The organism is Paenibacillus sp. KS-LC4 (assembly GCF_036894955.1).
Lineage (GTDB): Bacteria > Bacillota > Bacilli > Paenibacillales > Paenibacillaceae > Pristimantibacillus.
This window is the reverse complement of the sequence record NZ_CP145905.1, coordinates 399,595-422,166: the sequence shown is the minus strand read 5'-3', so window position 1 is coordinate 422,166 and position 22,572 is coordinate 399,595. Positions and strand designations below refer to the sequence as shown.

The window sequence follows — 22,572 nt, the reverse complement described above, 5'->3', positions numbered from 1 at the left end:
ATAGGATGCCCAAAAATAGCGCCGATTCCAAATTGGACCGTTCAAATAATCGTGCAGACAAGAAAAACAATCAACAAAATAACGATCATTTAACGGAAGAAGCACAGACGCTGACAAGCAATAAGGCTGCCGATTATGTCCCAAGCTTAAATGGTATTTCCAAAAATGAAATTTAACTAGTTTTCAGACACGTCCTAGACGCATAGTTAATCATTCAGGATTAATCGAAATTTAAAAAGGATTGAAGCAGCCTGGGGTCAGTCCCCTGAATGAAGCTGCTTCAATCCTTTTTATTTTGAAGAAAGTCGTCTGATTCAGCTTACTTGGAATGACTATTTTTTGATACCATCATAAACAGCTTCACAAAGGTCAACCGTAAACTGGCCCGACATGCCTTCCAATGCGGTATTGGTAAACGCAACGACGCTGAGCCGCTGCTTTGGATCGACGAACCACGAATGACCGTAGGTGCCGCCCATGCGCCATGTACCCGGTGATTCCGGTGTATTTGCCGCAATAGGGTCCTTGAGCACCGTGATGCCTAAGCCGAAGCCGCGCCCTGGCCAATAGGCCATAGGCAAATCCCCAATCTGATTGGCAGTCAGCTCACGAACCAAAGTCTCCGGCAGCAGGGGTGCCCCTCCCGTACGCAGCGTTTCCAGCAGTCGCATAAAGTCCTCGGCGCTGCCGACCATACCAGCTCCTCCCGAAGGGTAGGCTGTACGGTCAAGTGCACGGCCTGGAGCAAGCCGGAAGCCTGCCGTGCCTTCCAAAAAGTCGATTTCGTCAGGGTCCAGTATCGGTCTCGGCTCTGGACTATCATTGGTATATGCAATAGCCAGTCTGTCTGGGTCCACTGCGATAAAATCGGTGTCGGTCATGCCAATCGGCTTTGTCACGAGGGAATGCACGGCCTCGCTGAGCGTTGTTTCCGTCACCTTTGCAATGACTGCTCCCAGCACATCTGTCGCGATGGAATATTTCCACTCGGCACCTGGCGTATAAAGTAGCGGAACAGAGGCAATACGCTGAAGGTTCTCCTCTAGCGTAATACCAGATTGATCCATGCCATCTGATACCCCGGCTTGTTGGTAGGAGCCATTCTCTTCTTGAAAGAAGCGGTAAGTCAGACCTGCGGTATGCGTCATCAAATGACGAATCGTCAACGCTGCAAGCTCTCCGTTTTGTAATCGTGGTCGGAACTCTGGAAGAAAGCGATCAACGCGGTCGTCCAGTTGTAGGCGCCCTTGCCCTATCAGCACTAGAGCGGCGGTTGAAACGATAGGCTTAGAAACGGAAGCTAGGCGGAACAAGGCATCCTCTCGCATGGGCCTATTCATCTCGCGGTCGAAAAGACCAGCAGCGCGGCTGTAAACCCTTTTTCCATCTACCGCCACTTTAATAACAGCACCGACCAGACGCTTGTCAGCAATCGCTTGGTCAATTACTTCATCCATTCGGCGTTGTAAAAAAATCGGATTCATTTTACTTGGGTCCATCTTGCTCATCAGTATTCATCCTTTCGAAAAATTAAAGCCTTTGCGCTTTGTTTTTATAAGTAAATTATATAAAATAAGTTTTTTCATTTATATAAGGCAATTAAGTTAAATCAGCTTTAAAACCATCAAAATTAAAATAGTTTGCTTGGAAAACCTTAAATTTATAAGAGCCGATTGCAATGAAATATTCACTCGGTGTCAGCACCACTACGAAGCAGGACATTATGCCAAACCCACAATCCCATATAATTTCCGCAAAAAGACCGCTTTTTAATGCGGATTTAATACGTTATGATTAGCTTGCCTAGTTATTAAATATCTTTAAAAAGTATGTCAGCGAATAAGGGGAGCTTCCTATGAACGAACAATTAAATGCAAGACAGCTTGAATTATGGCGTAATGCCATTTATGTGATTTTTACTTTATGCGGCTTTGCCACAGCATCATGGATTTCCCGCACGCCGGCCATTCGTGATACACTCGGCGCTTCGACCGGCGAGATGGGCTGGATTATTTTCGGACTGTCTGTCGGCTCAATCCTCGGCCTGCTTGGTGCAGGACATTTTATTGCCAGCAAGGGCGGACGTTTTGTCATGATGAACGGAATGCTCATTGCTGCTGGAGGCCTCGCCATCATTGTTCTTGGAAGCTCTTTTTTTACCTATGCTTCTGTTATGTTCATAGGCTTAGCCATCTTCGGCTTTGGCTTCGGCATTTGTGATGTGGCAATGAATGTTGAGGGCACCATGCTGGAGCGCGCAACGAAAAAATCGCTGCTGACCGGCTTGCATGCTGCCTTCAGCTTAGGAACCTTTATCGGCGCTGTCGTGGGTTGGCTAGCAACGAAGTCTCAGGTGCCCGTCATCATACACTTGGGTATTGTTCTCCTTCTATTAGCTGTGCTCATCGTCTATTTATCCCGATTCGTGCCTAAAGGAACAGGACAAGAAAGTAAAACAGACAAAAATGCTCCTAAGCTAACGACGAAAGAACGCCTCGCGATCTGGAAGGAACCGCGCACTCTGCTGCTTGGCATTATTATTTTGGGCATGACCTTCGCCGAAGGCTCGGCCAATGACTGGCTTCCTTTAATTATGGTTGATGGCTACGATACTTCTGCTTCAACAGGCTCGTTCGTCTATGGCATTTTTGTAGCTGCCATGACGATCGTTCGGGCAACTGGCGGCATGCTGCTCGATAAGTTCGGACGAGTAGCTATGCTGCGGGCGTCGGCTGTATCCGCTATTGCCGGCCTGCTTATCGTGATTTTGGGCCACAATTACATTATCGCTTCTATCGGCGTTGTATTATGGGGCTTTGGCGCAGCCTTCGGCTTCCCTGTCGCTTTGTCAGCCGCTGGCGACAATCCGCATGGCGTAGCCGTCAGAGTCGGGGCTGTAGCAACAGCCGGCTATTTAGCTTTTCTCGTTGGCCCCCCGCTTCTAGGCATGGTTGGCGATTCAATTGGCTTGCGAATGGCTTTAATCGTCGTGCTTGTAGGTATTGTATTCGCAGGATTAACCTCCCATGCTGCAAGGCCAATTGGCGAGAAGGAAGCGCCATTAACCAAGTAGGTCTCACATTTTATAACCGTCAGGAGGGTGACAAAAATAAAGCTTCCATTTGTAAATCCAAAGCTAATGGGTGAAATGATCCGGCAGCAAATCCGCACCGCGCTCTATTATGAGCAGGAGTCGACCAAGGTCGAAATCGCTCAAATCACGGGACTGACCTTCCCCACCGTGAGCAAAGCGATGGAGGAAATGAAGGCGGATGGCGAGGTTTTGCTGTCGGGTCTGCGGGAATCCAGCGGAGGCCGCAGGCCGCAAAGCTATATGCTGCATGCAGCGCATATGTCGGGCCTAGCCGTTTATTTGGAGAAGGACTATACGATCTACACTTTGCTGAATTATGTAGGCGAGGTCATCTTGCAGGACACGCTGCCCGGTATTTTAGATGAAGGACCGGAAGCGCTGGAGCGGCAAATGAAGGATTATTTAGAGCGCTATCCGAACATCCGCGCCTTAACCTTTGGCGTTCCTGCAAGCGTTACGAACGGACAAATTTTCCATATTCCCAGCTATGAGAAATTTAACGGCTATGATTTGAAGGCCGTTTATGAAAGCCGATATCAGCTTCAAGTTCGGATTGAAAATGATATGAATATCACTGTACTTGGCTATCACAATCAGTTGGACAACAATCAGGAGCTGTCGCTCGTCTATATTTACTTTGGAAGGAATGGCCCTGGTGCAGGCATCATCGTTAATGGCGAGCTGGTTAGAGGCCATTCTTATTTTGCCGGCGAGATTTTTTATTTGCCCCTGTTTGAACAGCAAAGCTTTGGCGATATTATTCAGGAGCTGGCCGCTGGCTCCAAAAAACAGCCGCATGACCCGAAGCTGAGCGATGCCCTGAGCCGCTTGGTTGCGATTTTCACGGCGACGCTGAATCCGGATATTTTTATTTTTTGCAGCATCAACCTATCCGAGGAAGAGCTGGAGGACGTCAAGAGCCGCAGCGCATCTTATGTGCCTATAGCCCATCTTCCGAAATTTATGCTAAGGGATTGGCAGAAGGACTATATTCATGGACTCAAGCAAATGACGATCCAGACGATGCTGGGCACCGGAGCAGAATAAGCTTCATCATAGATTGACCATGATTTTTACGTATTCGCAATACATTCATACAGAATAAAGCCGCACGGCTGATGCCGTGCGGCTTCGTTCTATATAAACCCTACTATTTACACCCTACTTGTATCCTCTTCCTACTCCTTATTTACATCTCAATCGTTCTCCAACAACTACAGCGCTGCAAGCTCCTCCAACACCTGATCAATCGTCTCTTTGGAAATACGGAACATGCCATTTTCGCTGACTTGCTGAAGCGAGAACGGCTTAGCAATGTTTGCCTGTGCGCCGCTGAACAGAGTTGGCAGATGCCGACTCACAATGGCAATCGCCCGCTCATCCATCCAAATTTCGCTCATCTTCGTCTTGGCGCTGTACTGCGAGCGGAACAAGCCTTCACTTTCATAGACGAACTGGTACGTACCCGAGCCGGCACGGATGATCAAGCCAGCTGCGGTTTCCTCCGCCGATGCGATGCCCGCTTTATTTTCAAGCGAGGTCCCGCCTTCTGTCGTGCCGGCGAGCGTCGCTCCCCGCAAAACAATATCCGCGGTCGTATTCGCTGGTATGACCACTCGAAGCTCTATACGGCTGCCATCCACATGCCACCCCGACTCGATTCGTCCATATACGGAGTCATAGGAGGCCTTTGCATAAGTCAGCACGGTCGATCCGAACAACGGCTCGATTCGAATATGCTTGAAGGCAGGCTTAGAAGGGTCCATATCCAGCCCCGCCACCTTGCGGTACATCCAATCGCCGATTGCGCCATAAGAATAATGGTTGAACGAGTTCATGTCGTCGCTCCAGAACGAGCCGTCCGGCTTAATGCTGTCCCAATGCTCCCAAATCGTCGTCGCGCCTTTCGATACTGAATACAGCCAGCCCGGATAGCTCTCTTGCAGCAGCAAGCGAACGGCCGTCGTATGATAGCCGCTGTTTGACAGGGCAAAGCATAGATACGGTGTACCCACAAAGCCGGTCGTCAGGTGATAGTCATTTTCGACGATCAGGTTGTTTAGATCCTCCGCTACCCGCTCCCTCGCGCTCCCATCCACCAAGTCGAACATAAGCGCCAAAATATGTGCGGTTTGCGTCGGCGAGGCGATACGCCCCCTCTTGGTCATAAACTCGTCGCGGAACGCAGCGATGACATGGCTGTGAAGCTCGCCATAGCGCTGCGCGTCCTCATCATGCCCAAGCACCTTCGCTGCATCGCGAACAATGCGCGTGGAGTAGGCATAGTAGGCCGTAGCAACCAATGCGGTTGGAGTCGCGCCAATATAGCTGTTCTCCTTCGCATCGAGCGCAAGCCAATCCCCGAAATGAAAGCCGGTATTCCACAAATATTCCTCGCTGCCCTGCGCCCGGATGTACTCGATCCACTGCTTCATGCTCTCATACTGCTCGGAGAGCAGGCGCTCATCGCCATAATATTGGTAGACCGTCCACGGGCAAATAACTGCGGCATCTCCCCATGCAGCCGAATTGGCTCCGCCTACAATGTCAGGAATTACGAAGGGAATGCCGCCATCCTCATGCTGCTCCGCCTTCAGGTCATGCAGCCATTTCGCAAAAAACGGCGCCCCTTGGAAGTTGAACAAGGCCGTGCTAATAAATACTTGCGCGTCTCCCGTCCAGCCCAGCCGTTCATCGCGCTGCGGGCAATCCGTCGGCACGTCGAGGAAGTTGCCGCGCTGTCCCCAGCGGATATTTTGCTGAAGCTTGTTAATCCGCTCGTCGGAGCATTCGAAATCACCCGATGAAGGCATGTCGGAGTGGATAACCTCGCCTTGGAAAGCATCTGCCGACAGCGGAACTCCTGCCTCCTGACCCGGAAAGCCCTGAACAAGCACATAACGGAAGCCCATAAAGGTAAAATGGGGCGCATAGCTTTCCATGCCGTCGCCTTTCGCGATATAGGTCAGCGTCTGCTTGGCAGGACGCAAATTGCCGAAATAAATGTTGCCGTCCTTGTCGAGCACCTCAGCATGGCGCAGAACGATTTGCGTTCCTTCCGGCGCCTCGACGGTAAATCTCATGCGCCCGACGATGTTTTGCCCTAGATCCAGCACATGATCGCCTGCCGGTGTAATAAACGAGGAGATCGGCTTGATGATCTCGGTAACTTTAGTCGGCCAGTTTTCTTGCGCTACAAGCTGGCTGTATGGCAAATCCAGCACCTGCACACCCGACCAGTTCCCTGCTGCCAGCCTTGCATCACCCGAGGCTTCCGCTCCAGTTGCTCCTCCCGCAACACCGGCTTCACTCCAGCCCCGGACCTCCAAACGCGCATCATACGTTTCGCCATGATAAATATTTGCATATTGAACCGCGCCAAGCGCCGCTTGCCATGAGCTGTCTGTCGCTATGATCTCTTCCGTGCCATCTACATAACGGATATGGAGCTCCAGCAGTGCGGCACGGTTGTCGCCGTACATATAATTTTTATCCTCAAAGCCTAAACCGCCGCGATACCAGCCATCGCCCAGCATAACGCCGATGCCGTTCGCACCCTCCTTAAGCCCCGCTGTCACATCATACGTCTGATATTGCACACGGGTGTGATAGCTGGTCCAGCCTGGAGCGAGCAAATCATCCGACACCTTGCCGCCATTCAGGTACAGCTCGTATACGCCAAGCGCTGTTGCGTACACCCGAGCGGACAGGACGCCCACTGGTTTGACATCGAAGGTCCGGCGCAGCAAATAGGCTGGAGCCGCATCTGCCGCAATAGAAGACGCTTCCGGCGTAATCCATTTTGCCTGCCAGTCCGCCCCGCCAGCAAGGGCCAGCTCGAAGGTGCCCTCCTCGCTCCAAGGCGATTCTTCTCCTGCTGTATCCCATACTTTAACCCGAAAGCGATAAGCAGTACGGGCTGCAAGCGCAGGGCCTCCATAACGAATATGAAGCGATTGCTCGCTTTCGACCCGGCCCGTATCCCAAAGGCTTGTCTCGAAGCCGTCCGATATCTCTGCCACTTGCAGCTGATAAGCTGCTTGGCGAACACTTCTGCGCTCTCCCGCCTCCAGCCTCCAGCTAAAACGCGGCTCCTTAATATCCGTACCGAGCAAGGCACTTCTATATTCACAGCTTGCGGATTGAACATTCAACATGTAGCTATCCCCTTTTTACTGTATTTATAATCATCCATCAGCCTTTAACCGAACCGGCAGTCATACCGGCCACAATCCGCTTGTTAAAAACAATAAAGAGCAGCAGCGGCGGAATCGTAATGAGCAAAATGTTCGTAAACAGCAAATTGTATTGCGTTACATACTGGCTTTGGAAGTTATAAAGCGTCAACTGCACCGTCACATTGTCCGAGCCCGGCAAAAAATACAGCGGGTTCGTGAAATCATTGAAGATGGTAACCGAGGACAATACGACGACCGTTGCCGTTACGGGCTGGAGCAGCGGCAAAATAATGCCGAAGAACAGCCGCAGGCCGCCAGCGCCGTCAATAACGGCCGCCTCATCCACTTCACGCGGAATGCCGCTCATGAAGCCTTTATAAAGCAGAACCGCGAATGGAAAGCCTAGTGCGACTTCGATTAAAATTAGGCCAATCAGCGTTTTAAACAGGCCAAGCCCATCCATGACCCAAATCGTCGGAACAATTGCAGGTGGAATGATCAGCCCGGCGAGAATCAAAAAGTTGAACAAGGGAGACAGCTTTCCTGTCCGGCGCTGCAACACATACCCCGCCATCGCGCACAATACGATCAAAATAGCGATGGAGGCCACCGTCAGCACCGTACTGTTGATGAAGGCGCGAACCAGCATAAAATCACGGGCCGCAACGACGGTTTTAATATTTTCCCAGTACTGACTATTGGACGCCCACGACATCGTGAGCAGCGAAGACTCCTTAGGGTCCTTGCCCGAATTGACCAATATGAAGTAGAACGGAATCCAGAACACGACAATCGTGAACAAGACGGCACCGATTTCAAAGCCCCATTGTCTGATCTTTCTCACAGGTCTACCTCCTTGCGGTTCAAATACGTATAGAGCGGGAAGGCGAGCGCTGTCACAACGAGGAACAAAATCACATTGCCCGCAGTAGCGAGGCCATAGAACCCGCCTTGATACTGCTTGTAAATGATCGACGCGATCAGGTCGGTCGTGAAGCCTGGGCCGCCCTTGGTCATCGCCCACACTAGATCGAAGGAGCGCAGGCCGCCGATGAAGGCTAAAATAATAACCGAGTTCGTAGCTGGACGGCTCAGCGGCACAATAATGTTCCAGAACTTATGCCAGTTGTTGCCGCCGTCGATTTGCAAGGCTTCATAATATTCCGCGGGAATAGACAAAATTCCGGCAATGTAAATGACCGTGGCAAAGCCTAAGCCCTTCCACACATCGACCATAGCGACCGACAGCAGCGCGATTCTCGTATCGCCGAGCCAATCCGGCCCATCAATGCCAATCGCGGCAAGCGCTGTATTGATGACGCCTTGTGTCGGGTGCATCATCATGCTGAAGGCAATACCAACAGCAATCGTACTCACCAGGGTAGGGAAAAATATGACAGACCGCAAATAGCTTTTGGTCCGAATTTTCGAGGTTAGCAATACGCCTAGCAGCAATCCGAGCGCAACCTTGAGCGTACAGGTAACGACCGCGTAGATCAGTGTATTTTTAAAGCCAATGCTTAAGGACTGCTCCTGAAAAAACGTAATAAAATTTTCAAATCCGATGAACTCCCAATCCGACAGCGTCCATCTCGTCATACTAAAGAAGAACGACATCATCGTCGGCAGGATGAAAATAATAAAATAAATGATGGCTGCAGGCAGCAGGAACCAATAGGAGTAGGTTCGTTTAAAAATACGGTTCATCGTTATCACTCCTATACTTTCAAGCGTATATTTTGAAGTAAAGCGGCCCTGCAAGCAGGGCCGACTTCACTAGCTATTTTTCACTACTATTCAAGCTATAGCTTACCAGCCCGCCAATCCAAGCTGCTTCGCTTGCTTCTCAACATCCTTATCGTAAGCAGCCGCGCCTTCCGCTGCCTTCTTAATGCCCGCTCCAACCTCAACGGTAATCTGCTCCAGGCTAGGTCCTTTAACGGGGGAAACGAATTCAAGCGCTGGCGCTGTTTTGCCCGATTCGAAATAAGGCAGCATGTCTTTTACTAGCGTTGGCACATCATCTGGTATTTTCGCATCCTTAATCAAATAAGGGCCGGTTGGCTTCGAGACGGAAGCCGCAACCTCTGTCCCTTCTACAGAAGCCATAAAGGCTACAAACTGCTTGGCTGCCTCTACATTTTTGGTTTCCTTATAAATATAGCCTGCTCCCGGCATCCAAACGCTCAAGCCGTTTTTCGAGGCATCGTCGCCAGGCTGGGCGAAAAATCCGATATTTTCAATCTGGTCCGGGAAGTTCTGCACGAGCGATGGCGCTGCGAACGACAGCATCGGGTATTGTGCTCCCTTGCCATCAGCAAGCATTTTGAGGCCTGCATCATAGGTTGTCGCCAGCATATCCTTGTTCATAAAGCCTTTATCATAAAGCTCCTGTAGCTTCTCGAAGCTTCTCAGCGCAGCGGGCGTGCCTGCAAAAGTCGCCTTATGAGCGGTAAAATCCTCTGCGAACGACGGTACCTGTGCCTGTACATTGTAATAATCGGCCAGCACAACGAGCTGCGAGGTCCAGGAATCCTTGTAGGAGCCAATGACAGGGGAAATACCTGCCGCTTTAATTTTCTCGCTATTTGCGATCAGCTCAGCCCAAGTCGTTGGCACCTTCAGCCCAAGGTCGGAATAGATCTTCTTGTTGTAGAACCAGCCGCCAGCAATCGTGGAAGAGGTCGGCACTCCGTACACTTTTCCATCCACGGCAACCGTCTGCTTGAAGGAATCCACGATGTTCGACATGAACGCTTCATTCGTCAGGTCCAGTATATTTTTCTCTGGAGACAACGCCTGCATTAAGGAGCCCGAGTTATAAAAGAAAACGTCCGTCATATCGCCTGTCGCCAGACGGGTCTTGACAATATTGTCACCCTCGCCGCCACCCGGCCTTGTTTCCATCTCCACAGTAATGTTCGGATATTTCTTCTGGAAAGCATCGACATAAGCATTCGCCAAATTGACCGAATCCTGCGTATTATCAACCAGCAGCGAGAGCGTTACCTTCTTTTCTGTATTGCCGCCTTCGCCGCCAGCCGCCGCATTCGTCCCCGTATTGCTGCCGGAATTGCCTCCCCCGCATGCCGCAAGCGTTCCAGTAAGCACAAGTGCGGTTGCCGTCATTGCGAGCGATTTAAGCTTCATATTCTTCATGTGTTGTTCCCCCTCGTTCGTTGTCGCAGATGCTGTTAAGTGGCTTTCTATACCTTTATTGTAGAGAGGAAACGCCCTTAATGAAAGCGCTTCATTATTCAGGTGAATGTCGGTTTTTTTTAGGTAGGTTCGTCCAGTTGAAGCGCAAGGTCACACGGGTACCCTCTCCTTCACGGCTCCAGACGGTTAGTGAGCTATCCGGCCCATAAGACAGCAGCAGCCGCTCCTTGACGTTGCGCATACCGTAGCCCTGCTCTGTCTGGGTGATATCTGCCATTCCTACACCATCATCCTCCACCGTAAAAATCCAATACGACCCGTCGGCTTCACCGCTCAAGCGAATCGTTCCTTCTCCGACCTTTGGCTCCAAGCCGTGGTAGATCGCATTTTCGACCAGCGGCTGCAGCAGCAGCTTCATCATTTCCTGCCCCTTGATCGACTCCTCCACCTCCTCGATATAGTGGAAGCGGTGGTTGAACCGAATGTTCTGGATGTTCAAATAATGCTCGATATGCTTCAATTCGTTGTACACGAGGATGGTCTCCTTACCCTTGTTCAAGCTGAGCTTGAAGCTTTCGGAGAGGGAAACTGCCATTTGGGCGACCTCTTTATTATTTTGCAAAATCGCCATCCAATAAATCGAATCCAGCGTGTTGTACAAAAAATGCGGCTTAATCTGCGATTGCAGCGCCCTAAGCTCAGCCTCCCGCTCCTTCAGCTCCGAATGGATGAGCCGCGCATTCAGCTCCTCATTTTCGTGGGCAATACGCTTGAACGTCTCACCGATGACACCGACCTCATCCTGGGCAAATTCCGCCGGAAAATCGCGCTTGCCGAGCGTCCAGTCGTTCATCATTTTTTTCAGCCGCAGCAGCGGCCTTGTGATGGTCCCCGATATGAAATAGGAGAGGATCAGCGCCGTCACCGCGAATGCTGCTGCAATAAGCGTCGTCGCCAGACCAATGTATTGGGTGTGCTTCAGCAGCTCCTTCGATTCAACGAGATGGACAAACGTCCAGCTTGTCGTCTGATTATAATAAGGATTAACTAGAAAGCCTTCATCCTTCAAGTGGCTCAGCGTCTCCGAGATTGTCCCACCAGCAAGCGGAACGATATCATTATGGCTGTATACCGCTTTTGTCGGGCCGGCTCCCTCGCTAAGCACCATGAACGAGCCATTGTCCTTGCTGCCGCCGAACACTTTATCAAAAATCGTCTTGGAAACGTTGACGATGAGAATGCCGATTGGCTCGCCGCTCGGCTCCTCCGCATCGCGAAACAGCTTCACGCTGGAAAAGGACTTATTCGATTCGTCAAAAAGATCAGTTGGATAATATACAACCCTTCCCTTGCTCTCATACGCCCCCTTGTACCAATCCGAGCTTGTAATTTTGGCTATTTTATCGCTTCCTTCATACACGCCCGCATCGTCGGAGCGGCCAAAGCAGTAGGTGTGAAACTTCAGATCAAGCAGACAGACCGAGGTCACATAGCGCGTATCCGCAAAGCTGCTGCTGATTAATCGCTGGAGCCGCGAGGAGGTTCTGCCGTTCACCGTATCGGGCTGTATGCCGGGGTTTTCCCCGCTGCTGCGCAGGCTCTGCCGAATGGCATCATTTACAACGATGGATAAATGAAAATTGTTAATATTCCGAAATAATAGGTCGGCCACCTCGCTGGACGTTCGCAAATGATCCAAATTCGTTTTTTCATTCATATCCGTCAGCGTGTCCTTCGTGATATTGAAGGAAATATAGCCGAGCAGCATAATCGAAGGCACAATGAGCAAAATCATCGCCGCCAGAAACCGGCTTCGGATTTTTTTGAACCGCAGCCATTTCACTAGTCGTTTTTTAGACATGGCCGTCATCCTTACGCTCGACAGCATGGGCTTCCCGGTAATGCTTAGGCGTCATGCCCACGAGCTTCTTAAACGTTTCCGTGAAATGTCTGTAGTTAAGATAGCCGACCTTCTCGCTGACCTCGCTGACCAGCAGCCCTTCTCGCAGCATCACCTTCGCATGCTCCATCCGTTCATGGGTCAAATGCTTAATGTAGGAGATGCCCATCTCTTCTTTGAAAAGCAGGCTGAAATACGTCGCATTCAGGCCAACATGCTCCGCCAGCTCCTGCAAGGAAATGTCCTGCCCAAAGCGGGCTTCCATATAGGCTAGCGCCTTTTCGACAGCCGCATGCTTCGTAGAACGCCGCGCTTCAGTAATCGTCGTCAGCATCGCCTCTACCTTGCCTCGCAGCCAGCGGAACATTTCCTCGCGCGTATGCATGACGCCTAGCTCCTGATGCGCGACCTTGCCGAGGGAGCGCGTATCGCGCCCCGTTTCCTTCAGCACCTCATGACCTACATAAACGAGCTGCAAAATTTCGCACTCCGCCTGCTCCGGGTCCAGCTTCTGCTGCCCAACTGACGCCTCGAATTCATCTAAGGCAGCCCACAGTCCTTTTTTATCCCCTGTGCGCAAGGAAAAAATGACAGCTTCCTCATGCTTCGTCAAGTTGCCAGCCAGCTCATCGCTGCCTTCCATTTGCTCAATGCGAACTAAGCCGCTTTCCTCCAAAAACCGACCGTAGCGAAGCGCTCGCCGTGCTTCCTTGCAGCTTCTTGGCGCTTCTGCTAACGTTTCATAGGTTCCTCCAGCTGCGATTAGCTCGCCATCTTCACCCCGCAGCATCAACTGCTCCCATAGCTCATCTGCCGGCAGCTTGAAATGAAGCACCGCTAACAGCCGGTCTGCTCCATTCGTCACCTCAACGATGCGATAGGATGGGCTTTCCACCAGCTTCACACCTTCCGAGGAAAAAGCCAGCACCGTAATACCCGCAATTGCTTCCCAATCCGGGCCATAGCTTTGCTTCCATTTGCCTAGCGCACTATCGCCTGCTAACAGCAAATTCAACGTCGCTTTCTCCAGCAGCTCCTGCTGAGACGCTTCCCATTTGGATTTCATGGAGCTGAATGCTTGCTGCTTGCCGATCCGCTCTATCGCTTTACGCATCACTTCATCTATTTTCTCTACCGTAACCGGCTTCTCCAAATAATCGACAACCCCAAGCCCAATGGCCCGCATCACATATTCAAATTCATTAAAGCCGCTGAACACGATAAACATCGTATCCCCCGCCTCGGCAGCCACCGTCTCAATGAGCCGAAGTCCGTCCATCCCCGGCATCCGAATATCCGTCAGCACAATGTCTGGGCGCAGCTCGCGGAACATCGCAAGTGCCGATAAGCCATCCCCCGCCGTTCCTACCAGCTCGACGCCATAACGCTGCCAGTCGATCATCTGGCTCAGTCCGTGGCGAACAATATATTCGTCATCAAATACAACCGCTCTCAGCATCTTTCCCCATCCTCCCTGCAAAGCACCTTCTAATCATTCTAGTATACCCACCTGATTCTCCTTCATCGTAATGGAGAGCCGCTTATTTTCCTACCGTTGTTTATTTCAGGTGCTGTCTGTTTTTTTTAGGCAAGGTGAAACGGCTGTCACCATCCTCTGGGGACGCGGCACATTTCATTTCGAGTATTTAGAAAAATCAAAAGGCACATCGCAGCATGCTCCGATGTACCCTTTTTAAAAATGCAAAGCGCTACTCCTCCTCTTTCAGCAGCTTGTAAAGATAATCGACAGAACGCATCGCGTATTCGAACCGCTGAGGCTCGCCGTCCTTCACCAGCACCAGACAGGGGACACTCGTAATTTTCCAAGCCTCGCGCAGCTTGGGCGCGTAATTGATGTTGATTTTATACATCGTCGTTGGCACTTCCGCTGCCTGAACGATGTCCAGCATTCGCTCGGCTACCTTGCACGTTCCGCAGAAGGGGCTGGAGAACAGCAACGCATCCTTCCCATTGCCGATTCGTGCTAGACGCAGCCATTCATCCTCTTCGATTTCATAGATTGCCATACGTTCGTCCTTCTTTCCTTGCTCTGGCTGTAATGTGCCCGGCGGCACCCTGCCAGCTTCGTTGCATTCTATTTTAACATAAGACATAGACGAGCCGCCTCCAACATACGTTTTTATAACAACCGTTTTTGGAAAGGATGCGATGAGGCTTGATGGACTTGCTGCTGCTGCTCGGAATGGCGTTTTTTTGGACAATCACCTATCTGCTTATTATTTATCGAGGCTTTAGGGACCGCACCTGCGGCATGCCCTTGGCTGCGCTCTGCGCCAACCTGACGTGGGAGCTGCTGTTTGGCTTTCTCATGCCATTTAATCCGCTTCAGCAAATCATTACAATCGTCTGGTTCGCGCTCGACATCATCATTTTGCTGCAATTTTTGTATTACTCCCGCAATGAGTATTCACCGAAAAAAATGGCCGTCATCGTAGGCTCTCTGCTCGCTACCGCCTTCTTGCTGCATTATGGCGTGTCGGTCGAATTCCATGACCCGGAGGGAAAATATACCGCCTTTGGCATCAATCTGATGATGTCGATCCTGTTTATTCAAATGCTGTTCCAGAAGGACCTGCTAGGGCAGTCCCGTTTTATCGCCTGGGCGAAAATGCTCGGCACCCTCTGCGCCTCCGTGCTCAGCTACAAGCTCTACCCGGATTCCGTGCTGCTGATGATCATGTACGTCCTTATTTTCCTTTTTGATGTTGGATATATTTTACTCGTGCAAAGCCGTGCAGTGAAAATCGTGCAGCGCCCCGGCGCAAAACAGGGCAATACGCAGCAAATTGCTACATAGCACAATAGAAATCAACTACTTGTCTTGTTTTAATGGTTCCATGAACATTCTGAGGTTTTCAACGATTTCTGCCGAATGAGTACGATATAAATAGTGGTCCGCTTCCAATAACACTATTTTTCCATGAACAGAATCCTTGATTTGCTTCTCATGCTCTGGTATCCATCTATCTGTTACTGGATGATTCACTTGGATAAAGAACATAACGGGAAGAGCTTTCGGGAAAGTTAATGGTTCTGCTGCTTCAAAATTAGCATACATATTTTCCGCCTCATTTAATTGATTGGCATTATATATGTTTTTGTGAATGAGTATTTTTAATTGTTCTTTTGTTTGCTCATCATATGGCCATTCAGCATAAGGGTCATCGCCTAATTTCAAAAGCAATCTGGCGAAGCCTGATTCTCTGAGCAGACTAAGCTGCTTTAATAGGGAAGCCCCTATCTTCTGCTCTTTGAGCGTGGGGACACTGCTGTCGAGTCCGACAAAGGCGCTCACCTCGCTTGGATATTTGTTCACATAATCTAAGCTGTATAATCCGGAAATAGAGTGGCCCATTAAAATATAACGATTGATTTCAAGACTCTGCAGCACTTCATGAATTTCACTTACAATATTATCTGTGCTTCGTTCCTTGTCTGTTAAATCGCTTAATCCATAACCAAACGGCTCAATTACGACGACTTTGTAAAAAGGTGACAGTTGTTCAATTAGCGGCTTAAAATCAAGGGCTGGCGCTGCTGTGCCATAACCGGGCAGGAGCACAATGGTCTCATCTCCCTGTCCATGGGTCGATACATTCATATATTTCCCATCTACAGCTACTGACTGGCCATACGGCAATAATTTCGCTTGCTCTGATTTGCTGCTGAACCTATTCACAAAAAAAACGACAGCTATAAAAACGAAGATTGCTATTCCTAGGGCCGCTATTATTTTAAGCAGCCTGCGCAGCCATTTCTTCAAACCGCTGGTTGGCTTTTTACCTGCTGTTGTGTCCAGCTCCATCTTGTTTACCTCTCGTATTTCCACTTGCATCTTCTCCTATCGTCATCTCTATATTGGACTGCTTTTAAAATTCGTTAAGCAGAGCTTACATGACGAATATGTACTCCTCGTGCCGGCAGGATGAACGGAATATGAACAAGCACAAAAAGCCTGCGTCAGCATAGGCAAGGAGGCTTGCCACCTGATGACGCAGGCTTGAGGAGAGATAAGATGGTGACATGGTGAGTTGATGGATAACCTGCTTATTCAGCCAGCATTGTGACGGGCAAGGTGACGATAAAGGTTGTTCCTAGACCCGGCTCGCTTTCCACTCGGATATCGCCTTGATGAAGCGTTATGATCTGTTTAACGATAGCCAGCCCCATGCCGCTGCCTTCATATTTTCGACTGTGAGAACGATCTGCCTTAAAGAAACGCTCGAATATTTGCTTCTGATCCTCTAGCGAAATACCAATACCGTTGTCTGATATTCGAACGGTAATCTGTTTAATGTCTTGCTTGATGCTGACTTGAATGATGCCGCCGTCCTTGGAAAATTTGATGCTATTGCCAATGATATTGGTCCATACCTGATTCAGCAGATCATGATCGGCCGTTAGCATGGCCGCCTTTAAATGTAGCTCAAATTGGATGTTTCGCGCCGACCATTGCGGCTGAATGGCGACGATAACTCGCCTTAGTTGTTCATCAAGACGGAGCGTTGCCAGCTGCAGCTGATGTGACTGTGATTCGAGCAAGCTTAGCTTGAGCAAATTATCGCTCATCTTGGACATTCGCTTCGCTTCATTAATAATAATATCGAGGTAACGGCTGCGCTCATTAGGCTCGATGCCTTCTTGCTTGAGCGCAATAGCATACCCGGATATCGAGGTGAGCGGCGTTTGCACTTCATGCGACACGTTCGTTACAAATTCCCTGCGCATCTGCTCCAGTCGCTGGAGATCATGCATCATTTCTTCGAAGCTGCGAGCCAAAGCGCCTAATTCACCCGTCTGCTTAATATTCAGCTTGACGTTGAAGTCTCCAGCCGCTATCCGCTTGGTTGCTTTTGTCAGCTTATTAATCGGCCTTATTATGAAATAGGAAGCAATTAGCACAAATAAGCTTCCTGTAATTAACGAATACGCTGCAATGTTCAGTCCCCACTTTATGACGAATGCGGTGGAAGGAGGGGAGAGCGTCTCCACAAACATCGCTTTCATTCCCCTATCTGTGTTCAACGGAAATCCAATGTAGGCAACCGTAACACCCTCCGTCTTGCCTTGAACCCCTACTCCATCTAACACTTTCTCCACATGCTCCGCAGGTATATCGGCAGGGTTGTGTCCGCCCAGCGCTCCGAAAGACTGAAAGCGATCCGTTGCTTCATAAATTCGAATATGAAAGGAGTTGAGCTGCTTCATTTTACTTACTATATCGTCCGCTTCACGTGACGGAATGGTCTCGTAGAGCAAGGCGATGTCCTGTCCAAAATGACGCAAAAGGATTTGCGAATTTTCGTTCAATTGATCTTCGAATAACCAAGTGGCTGCAAAAAAAGCAATGAGCGTGCCTCCAATTACAGACACCAGAAAGATTAAAACTACACGTGTATATAATGATTTAATCATTTTTGCACCTCAAGTCGATAGCCAAGCCCACGAACCGTTTCAAGCCGAAAAATAGTAAACATCCAATCCCTCTTTCCCTGTTTCGCATCCTGCTTCCGTAGTAATCATTATACTACTATCGCAAGGAACGAATGAAGAGCAGCTCAACACGCGCTCTATACTGGCCTAAGTAAGCAATCGCCGCGTTCCTAATCGTTTAGGAGCATGGCGATTGCTTTTGTATAGGCGATTTGCCAACTCTATTTTTATTCGCGTATAGTTAGGGTTAGAAGCACGGTGAACGAACAAGAGCAGCATACTTGTGCACACGGTCAAAAACCATTTTTGCGGAGAATAACGGCTTCTGTGTCCATCAAAATTCCAACTGATCCAAATACATAAAATGGTTAACCATACATGTCTATACCCCGCACTTTTTGAAGATATGGAAGCTGAATAAAGCTGGCCAACAGGCCCGCCTTCAAGAAATGACTCAGGAGATTGATTCAAATGATGCCTATAAATAAACAGAACGAGCGAAGAAAAAACGACTTACTCCAGCAGCTGCCCACGCTGCCGATTTCGGAGTGGCGCAAATGGCTGCTGCAATGCCTGGAGCCGCTGGCCGCACAAACGAGAAACAGCGACTATGCCGGCCGCGCAGCTGAGCTTATTCAGCAATCGCGGCCTGCTTTTTCCCCTGCAATGGAATGCCTGTTTGAGCTGCACAGCCTCCTGTTTATTATGGAGCAGCTGCATACGGGTACGTTCGTCGGCTACCATACGCGAGTTGCAATGGAGGATGTTCAGCGCCGCATCAGCAGGCTGTTCGAGCAGTCGCCGGCGCTCGCTGATGCCGAGCCGACGTTTTGGGACCGCCTGGCGGAAACGACGGCGGATTTGCGTGGAAGACTGCTCGCGGAGGAGCGGTATGCGGATTATTTTTCACCTGTTTATTATGCGCTGTGGAGACAATGGCTCTATCCGCGCCTGTCAGGCAGTCCGCTGCTTGCCGAGGAGCTTGTACATTTGGAGGCGCTGAAGCCCCAGCAGATAATTGCCCAGACCCGCTATCAATGGCTGTTCGCCAAATGCTGGCTTTGCTTTCTATTAGGCCGTGATGAGGAGGCACAGGCGCTGTTAACTGCACTGGACCGCAACTCCAAGCTGCGCATTCATGATTATTATGCCCTGCTGGATGAGCTGGAGCAGCGCAAGGAATGGACTCGACTGCTCCACTGGCTGAAACAAACGGCGAGCTTGCTGGCGGATCAGCATGGCGTGCATTTGAACGCTTTTTTCGCCTATTGGGACGCGGTGCTGGCGGAAATGCCGCAGGAGGAGGAAGCGATGTGGGAGCAGTTGCTGCTCCTGCTGCCCGCCTCACGCTCCATTTATGCGGACAAGCTGCATCATTATGAACGATGGCGGGATTGGATCGACTACCAGCTAAGTGAAGGCATCGACCCGCTGTATTATCGCGTCGCCATGTTCGCTCCTATTGAGAAGAATGCGCCTGAGCTGCTGCTGCCCTTCTATCATCAGGCTGCGGAGCGCTATGTGCTGCTGAAAAACAGAGACGGCTACAAGTCGGCGGTCAAGCTGCTGAAGCGATTAGCGAAGCTGTACAAAAAACGCAAGGACGAGGAAGGCTGGGAAACGTTCATTACTGCCTTCGCCGGGCGCTACAGCCGCTTGCGGGCTTTACAGGAAGAGCTGCGAAAGGGGAAATTGCTGTCATGAGCAACGAGCTGGCGAAGAGCCCTTTATGGACGACGATAACGGTACATTTGGCTTTGACCGATTTTGGCGATGCGCTGCTGTATGCGGTGGATGATCGTCAGGATCTGCTTTCCGGCGTTCGCCTCAAGCAAAGCCTATTCGCTTGGCATGCGGCCACCACCTATGGAACGGAGCTTGAAATTCGGCAAATGGAGCAGGTGGAGCTGGTCGTGCTTCCTGCGGAGCACGTGCTTCCCTTCTTTGCCGAGCAGCGCCTGCTGGCGCATATTCATTGGGAATGGGACGAGCAGTCGGCTGCGCTCATCCGGCTCGCGCCCTTGCTCCACGAGCTCGCTGAGGCTAAGCGCTACTTGCCAAGCCACGCCGCATGGCGTGCCGGACAGCTGCAATGGGTGTGGGACAGCTCCGCTTCAGAGGAGCTGGCTACCGAGCTTGCGCTTGCTGAGGAGAAAGTGAAGGACGGACGCCTGTCGAATGGCTTTCTCGGCATGCTGGAGGCCGCCTTCTCGGCGGCGGTGTTCCAGCGCTATTATAACAGTGAAGCAGCCTCCGCTGATTTGCGCGCGGAATATCCGCTGCTGTTCGTGAAGGAGAAGGCGATCTTCGCTGGCCTTGATCCGTCCGGCTGGCTGGTGGCCGTCGGCTGGAAGGCAGACCATGCGCCGTTCCGCCCTATGCTGCAGCTGCTTGAGCCGGGCGAGGAAACCGATGAGGCGTGGCAGCTGCGGCTGGTGCTGCAGGACAAGCTGGACCCTTCGGTGCTGCGGCCCGTCAGGCTGTCGCAGCATGGCGATGTCGCCGGAGAGGTTCCGGCGGCTTGGGTTCATGCTGTGCGTGATCGCTCCGCCGGATGGCTGGATCATCTGCGCGCCAGTCTGCCTGACGAGCATTTGGCAGGCGAGAAATACGATGTGCTGCGAGCGCCGCTCAGCAGCGACACGGTTTGGCGTTTCCTGACGGTGGGCAGCAACCGTCTGCTCGAGGCAGGCTGGCAGGTGCTGCTCCCTGCCTGGTGGGAAAGCGCCCGCCGCAAAAAGCCTAAGCTGCGCGCCAAGGTCAAGGAAGAGGAAAACCCGGCGAAAGGCCGCTCCTTCTTCGGGCTGGACGCCATTATTGAATTTGATTGGCGCGTTTCCGTCGGCGATCTTACCCTTACGGAAGCAGAGTTCGCAGAGCTGCTCGCCCGTCAGGAGCGGCTGCTGCAATTTCGCGGGCAGTGGGTGACGCTCGATCCCGGCCTGCTGGAGCAAATCAGCAAAATGATGAAGGGCATGAACAGCGCCCAAGGACTCTCCTTTCAAGATGTGCTTCAGCTCCATCTGCTTTCGCGGAAGGACTACTTCGCCCGCAAGGAAGAAAGCGCAGAGGCATCGGCGGATGAGGGTGAGGATGCAAGCGAGCAGCTGCGGCTGGAAGTCGAGCTGAACAGCTATATGCAGGAGATGATGGACCAGCTTGTGCAGCAAAAAGAGGCGCCGCCTCTCCCCGTTCCTGTTGGCTTGCAAGCAACGCTGCGCACTTATCAGCAGGAGGGCTACTCGTGGCTTGCCTTTATGCGTCAGCTCGGGCTTGGCGCATGTCTCGCCGACGACATGGGACTCGGCAAGACGGTGCAGCTCATCGCCTACCTGATGCAGATGAAGGAAGCGGGCGGGGCTGGCCGCGCGGCTGCACTCATCATTTGCCCAACCTCGGTGCTCGGCAACTGGCAGAAGGAAATTAGCCGCTTCGCACCATCCCTGAACGTCATGCTGCATTACAGCAGCAAACGGCTGACGGGCGACGATTTCTACGAAGCCGCCGGCGAGGCGGATGTTATTCTCACATCGTTCGCAACCTCCATGCTCGATCAAGAGCTGCTGCAAGGCCGTACATGGGAAGCAATTTGCCTCGATGAGGCGCAAAATATTAAAAATGCGCAAACGAAGCAGGCCGCCGCCATTCGCAGCCTCCCCGCCAAGCATCGCATTGCGCTGACCGGAACGCCGATTGAAAATCGGCTGAGCGAGCTATGGTCGATTTACGATTTTATGAATCCCGGCTTTCTTGGCAGCGCACAGGGCTTCCAGAAGCGCTTCGCTACGCCAATCGAGCAGGAGCAGGACCCGGAGCGCGTCGTCGATTTGCAGCGGCTGGTCAAGCCGTTCATGCTTCGCCGCAAAAAGAAAGATCCGGCGATTCAGCTTGATCTGCCGGATAAGAACGAGATGAAAACGTATGTTCATCTCACCGCCGAGCAAGGCGCGCTTTATACGCAAACCGTCAACGAGCTGATGGCTAAGGTGCAGCGGGTGGAGGGCAACAAGCGCCGAGGCGCGATTTTGTCCGTGCTGACGCAGCTTAAGCAGATTTGCAATCATCCCGCTCTGCTGGAGGATGGAATGCCGCTAGAGGTCATGGAAGCGGAAATCGCCAGCGGCACGACCGGGGAAGAGGCTGCAATGGAGTCGCTAATCAGCCGTTCATCCAAGCTGGAGCGGCTGATGGCGATGGTGAAGGAGCTGCGAGCCGAAGGCGAGCGCTGCCTTATTTTTACGCAATATATCGGCATGGGTCAGCTGCTGCAGGGCATCCTTGCGCGGGAGCTTCAGGAGCCGGTTCTGTACTTGAACGGCAGCACAACCAAACTAACTCGCGACCGTATGATCGAGCAGTTCCAGTCGAACACACTCCCGGCGTCCGAGCAGCCGAACGTCTTTATTTTGTCGATTAAAGCGGGCGGTGTCGGCCTTAATCTAACAGCGGCGAATCATGTGTTCCACTTCGATCGCTGGTGGAATCCCGCCGTGGAAAATCAGGCGACCGACCGCGCCTACCGCATGGGGCAAACCCGCGACGTGCAGGTGCATAAGTTCATCGCGCTCGGCACGCTGGAGGAGCGGATCGACGAAATGCTGGAATCCAAGCAGCAGTTGAGTGAAAATGTCATATCCAGCAGCTCCGAGACATGGATTACCGAGCTCGACAACGCTGCGCTCCAGCAGCTCGTTACACTGAAGCAAGACTGGGCTGGAGATGCCTAGGTGACCTCGCGCCGCCAGCTTCATGGACGGATGGCAGCCAAGATGCTGGTTGGGCCGTTT

Annotated in this window: 16 protein-coding genes; 6 read left to right on the top strand and 10 right to left on the bottom strand. The window is 51.4% G+C overall.

All coding sequences use genetic code 11. The features are described from left to right. The first annotated feature begins 5 nt into the window (after positions 1-5). Positions 6-176, top strand: a complete 171-nt coding sequence (locus V5J77_RS01870) for a hypothetical protein (RefSeq protein ID WP_338554095.1) — start codon at positions 6-8, stop codon at positions 174-176. Positions 177-332: 156 nt separating this feature from the next. Here V5J77_RS01870 and V5J77_RS01865 read toward each other — a convergent pair whose 3' ends face one another. After that, complete coding sequence (locus tag V5J77_RS01865; RefSeq protein WP_338554094.1) at positions 333-1,508, bottom strand: serine hydrolase domain-containing protein; 1,176 nt, start codon at positions 1,506-1,508, stop codon at positions 333-335. Positions 1,509-1,855: 347 nt separating this feature from the next. Between V5J77_RS01865 and V5J77_RS01860 the strand changes: the two genes are divergently transcribed. Together V5J77_RS01860 and V5J77_RS01855 are read left to right on the top strand one after the other, a co-directional pair. Next, positions 1,856-3,073, top strand: coding sequence for an MFS transporter (locus V5J77_RS01860; RefSeq protein ID WP_338554093.1), 1,218 nt, complete (start codon positions 1,856-1,858; stop codon positions 3,071-3,073). A 27-nt stretch (positions 3,074-3,100) separates the two neighbouring features. Further along, a complete protein-coding gene (locus V5J77_RS01855; RefSeq protein WP_338554092.1) occupies positions 3,101-4,141 on the top strand; it encodes an ROK family protein in 1,041 nt (346 codons plus the stop codon). A 167-nt stretch (positions 4,142-4,308) separates the two neighbouring features. Here V5J77_RS01855 and V5J77_RS01850 read toward each other — a convergent pair whose 3' ends face one another. The 7 genes from V5J77_RS01850 to V5J77_RS01820 form a co-directional block, all read right to left on the bottom strand. Further along, a complete protein-coding gene (locus V5J77_RS01850) occupies positions 4,309-7,251 on the bottom strand; it encodes a family 78 glycoside hydrolase catalytic domain (protein ID WP_338554091.1) in 2,943 nt (980 codons plus the stop codon). A 37-nt stretch (positions 7,252-7,288) separates the two neighbouring features. Beyond that, entirely contained in the window at positions 7,289-8,116 is an 828-nt protein-coding gene (locus tag V5J77_RS01845; RefSeq protein WP_338554090.1) for a carbohydrate ABC transporter permease, read from the bottom strand. Further along, positions 8,113-8,979: a sugar ABC transporter permease gene (locus V5J77_RS01840; RefSeq protein WP_338554089.1), complete on the bottom strand. Its 867-nt coding sequence runs from the start codon at positions 8,977-8,979 to the stop codon at positions 8,113-8,115. The genes V5J77_RS01845 and V5J77_RS01840 overlap by 4 nt, the downstream gene beginning before the upstream one ends. Positions 8,980-9,081: 102 nt before the next feature. After that, positions 9,082-10,431 (bottom strand): extracellular solute-binding protein, encoded by a 1,350-nt coding sequence (locus tag V5J77_RS01835; protein WP_338554088.1) that lies wholly within the window; start codon positions 10,429-10,431, stop codon positions 9,082-9,084. Between the two features lie 94 nt (positions 10,432-10,525). Next, entirely contained in the window at positions 10,526-12,292 is a 1,767-nt protein-coding gene (locus V5J77_RS01830) for a sensor histidine kinase (protein ID WP_338554087.1), read from the bottom strand. Continuing rightward, entirely contained in the window at positions 12,285-13,790 is a 1,506-nt protein-coding gene (locus V5J77_RS01825; protein WP_338554086.1) for a response regulator, read from the bottom strand. Before V5J77_RS01825 ends, V5J77_RS01830 begins: the two co-directional genes overlap by 8 nt. Positions 13,791-14,040: 250 nt before the next feature. Beyond that, positions 14,041-14,445, bottom strand: coding sequence for a thioredoxin family protein (locus V5J77_RS01820; protein ID WP_338554085.1), 405 nt, complete (start codon positions 14,443-14,445; stop codon positions 14,041-14,043). A 62-nt stretch (positions 14,446-14,507) separates the two neighbouring features. Between V5J77_RS01820 and V5J77_RS01815 the strand changes: the two genes are divergently transcribed. Beyond that, the gene (locus V5J77_RS01815; protein WP_338554084.1) at positions 14,508-15,149 is read left to right on the top strand and encodes a hypothetical protein; all 642 of its coding nucleotides are present in this window, start codon (positions 14,508-14,510) and stop codon (positions 15,147-15,149) included. Positions 15,150-15,164: 15 nt separating this feature from the next. Here V5J77_RS01815 and V5J77_RS01810 read toward each other — a convergent pair whose 3' ends face one another. Beyond that, complete coding sequence (locus tag V5J77_RS01810; RefSeq protein WP_338554083.1) at positions 15,165-16,157, bottom strand: alpha/beta hydrolase; 993 nt, start codon at positions 16,155-16,157, stop codon at positions 15,165-15,167. 242 nt (positions 16,158-16,399) lie between these two features. Continuing rightward, on the bottom strand, positions 16,400-17,767 hold the full coding sequence (locus V5J77_RS01805; RefSeq protein WP_338554082.1) for a HAMP domain-containing sensor histidine kinase: 1,368 nt from the start codon (positions 17,765-17,767) through the stop codon (positions 16,400-16,402). 489 nt (positions 17,768-18,256) lie between these two features. On the opposite strand from V5J77_RS01805, the gene V5J77_RS01800 reads away from it, so the two are divergent. Then, positions 18,257-19,489 (top strand): hypothetical protein, encoded by a 1,233-nt coding sequence (locus tag V5J77_RS01800; RefSeq protein ID WP_338554081.1) that lies wholly within the window; start codon positions 18,257-18,259, stop codon positions 19,487-19,489. Then, positions 19,486-22,512 carry a DEAD/DEAH box helicase gene (locus tag V5J77_RS01795; RefSeq protein ID WP_338554080.1) on the top strand — a complete coding sequence of 1,009 codons (3,027 nt, stop codon included), beginning with the start codon at positions 19,486-19,488 and terminating at the stop codon, positions 22,510-22,512. Before V5J77_RS01800 ends, V5J77_RS01795 begins: the two co-directional genes overlap by 4 nt. Positions 22,513-22,572: the final 60 nt, after the last annotated feature.

Coding starts and splice junctions, on each gene's coding strand:
- V5J77_RS01870 (WP_338554095.1), top strand. CDS start 6: ATGCCCAAAAATAGCGCCGATTCCAAATTGGACCGTTCAAATAATCGT.
- V5J77_RS01865 (WP_338554094.1), bottom strand. CDS start 1,508: ATGAGCAAGATGGACCCAAGTAAAATGAATCCGATTTTTTTACAACGC.
- V5J77_RS01860 (WP_338554093.1), top strand. CDS start 1,856: ATGAACGAACAATTAAATGCAAGACAGCTTGAATTATGGCGTAATGCC.
- V5J77_RS01850 (WP_338554091.1), bottom strand. CDS start 7,251: ATGTTGAATGTTCAATCCGCAAGCTGTGAATATAGAAGTGCCTTGCTC.
- V5J77_RS01840 (WP_338554089.1), bottom strand. CDS start 8,979: ATGAACCGTATTTTTAAACGAACCTACTCCTATTGGTTCCTGCTGCCT.
- V5J77_RS01835 (WP_338554088.1), bottom strand. CDS start 10,431: ATGAAGAATATGAAGCTTAAATCGCTCGCAATGACGGCAACCGCACTT.
- V5J77_RS01830 (WP_338554087.1), bottom strand. CDS start 12,292: ATGTCTAAAAAACGACTAGTGAAATGGCTGCGGTTCAAAAAAATCCGA.
- V5J77_RS01825 (WP_338554086.1), bottom strand. CDS start 13,790: ATGCTGAGAGCGGTTGTATTTGATGACGAATATATTGTTCGCCACGGA.
- V5J77_RS01820 (WP_338554085.1), bottom strand. CDS start 14,445: ATGTCTTATGTTAAAATAGAATGCAACGAAGCTGGCAGGGTGCCGCCG.
- V5J77_RS01810 (WP_338554083.1), bottom strand. CDS start 16,157: ATGGAGCTGGACACAACAGCAGGTAAAAAGCCAACCAGCGGTTTGAAG.
- V5J77_RS01805 (WP_338554082.1), bottom strand. CDS start 17,767: ATGATTAAATCATTATATACACGTGTAGTTTTAATCTTTCTGGTGTCT.
- V5J77_RS01800 (WP_338554081.1), top strand. CDS start 18,257: ATGATGCCTATAAATAAACAGAACGAGCGAAGAAAAAACGACTTACTC.
- V5J77_RS01795 (WP_338554080.1), top strand. CDS start 19,486: ATGAGCAACGAGCTGGCGAAGAGCCCTTTATGGACGACGATAACGGTA.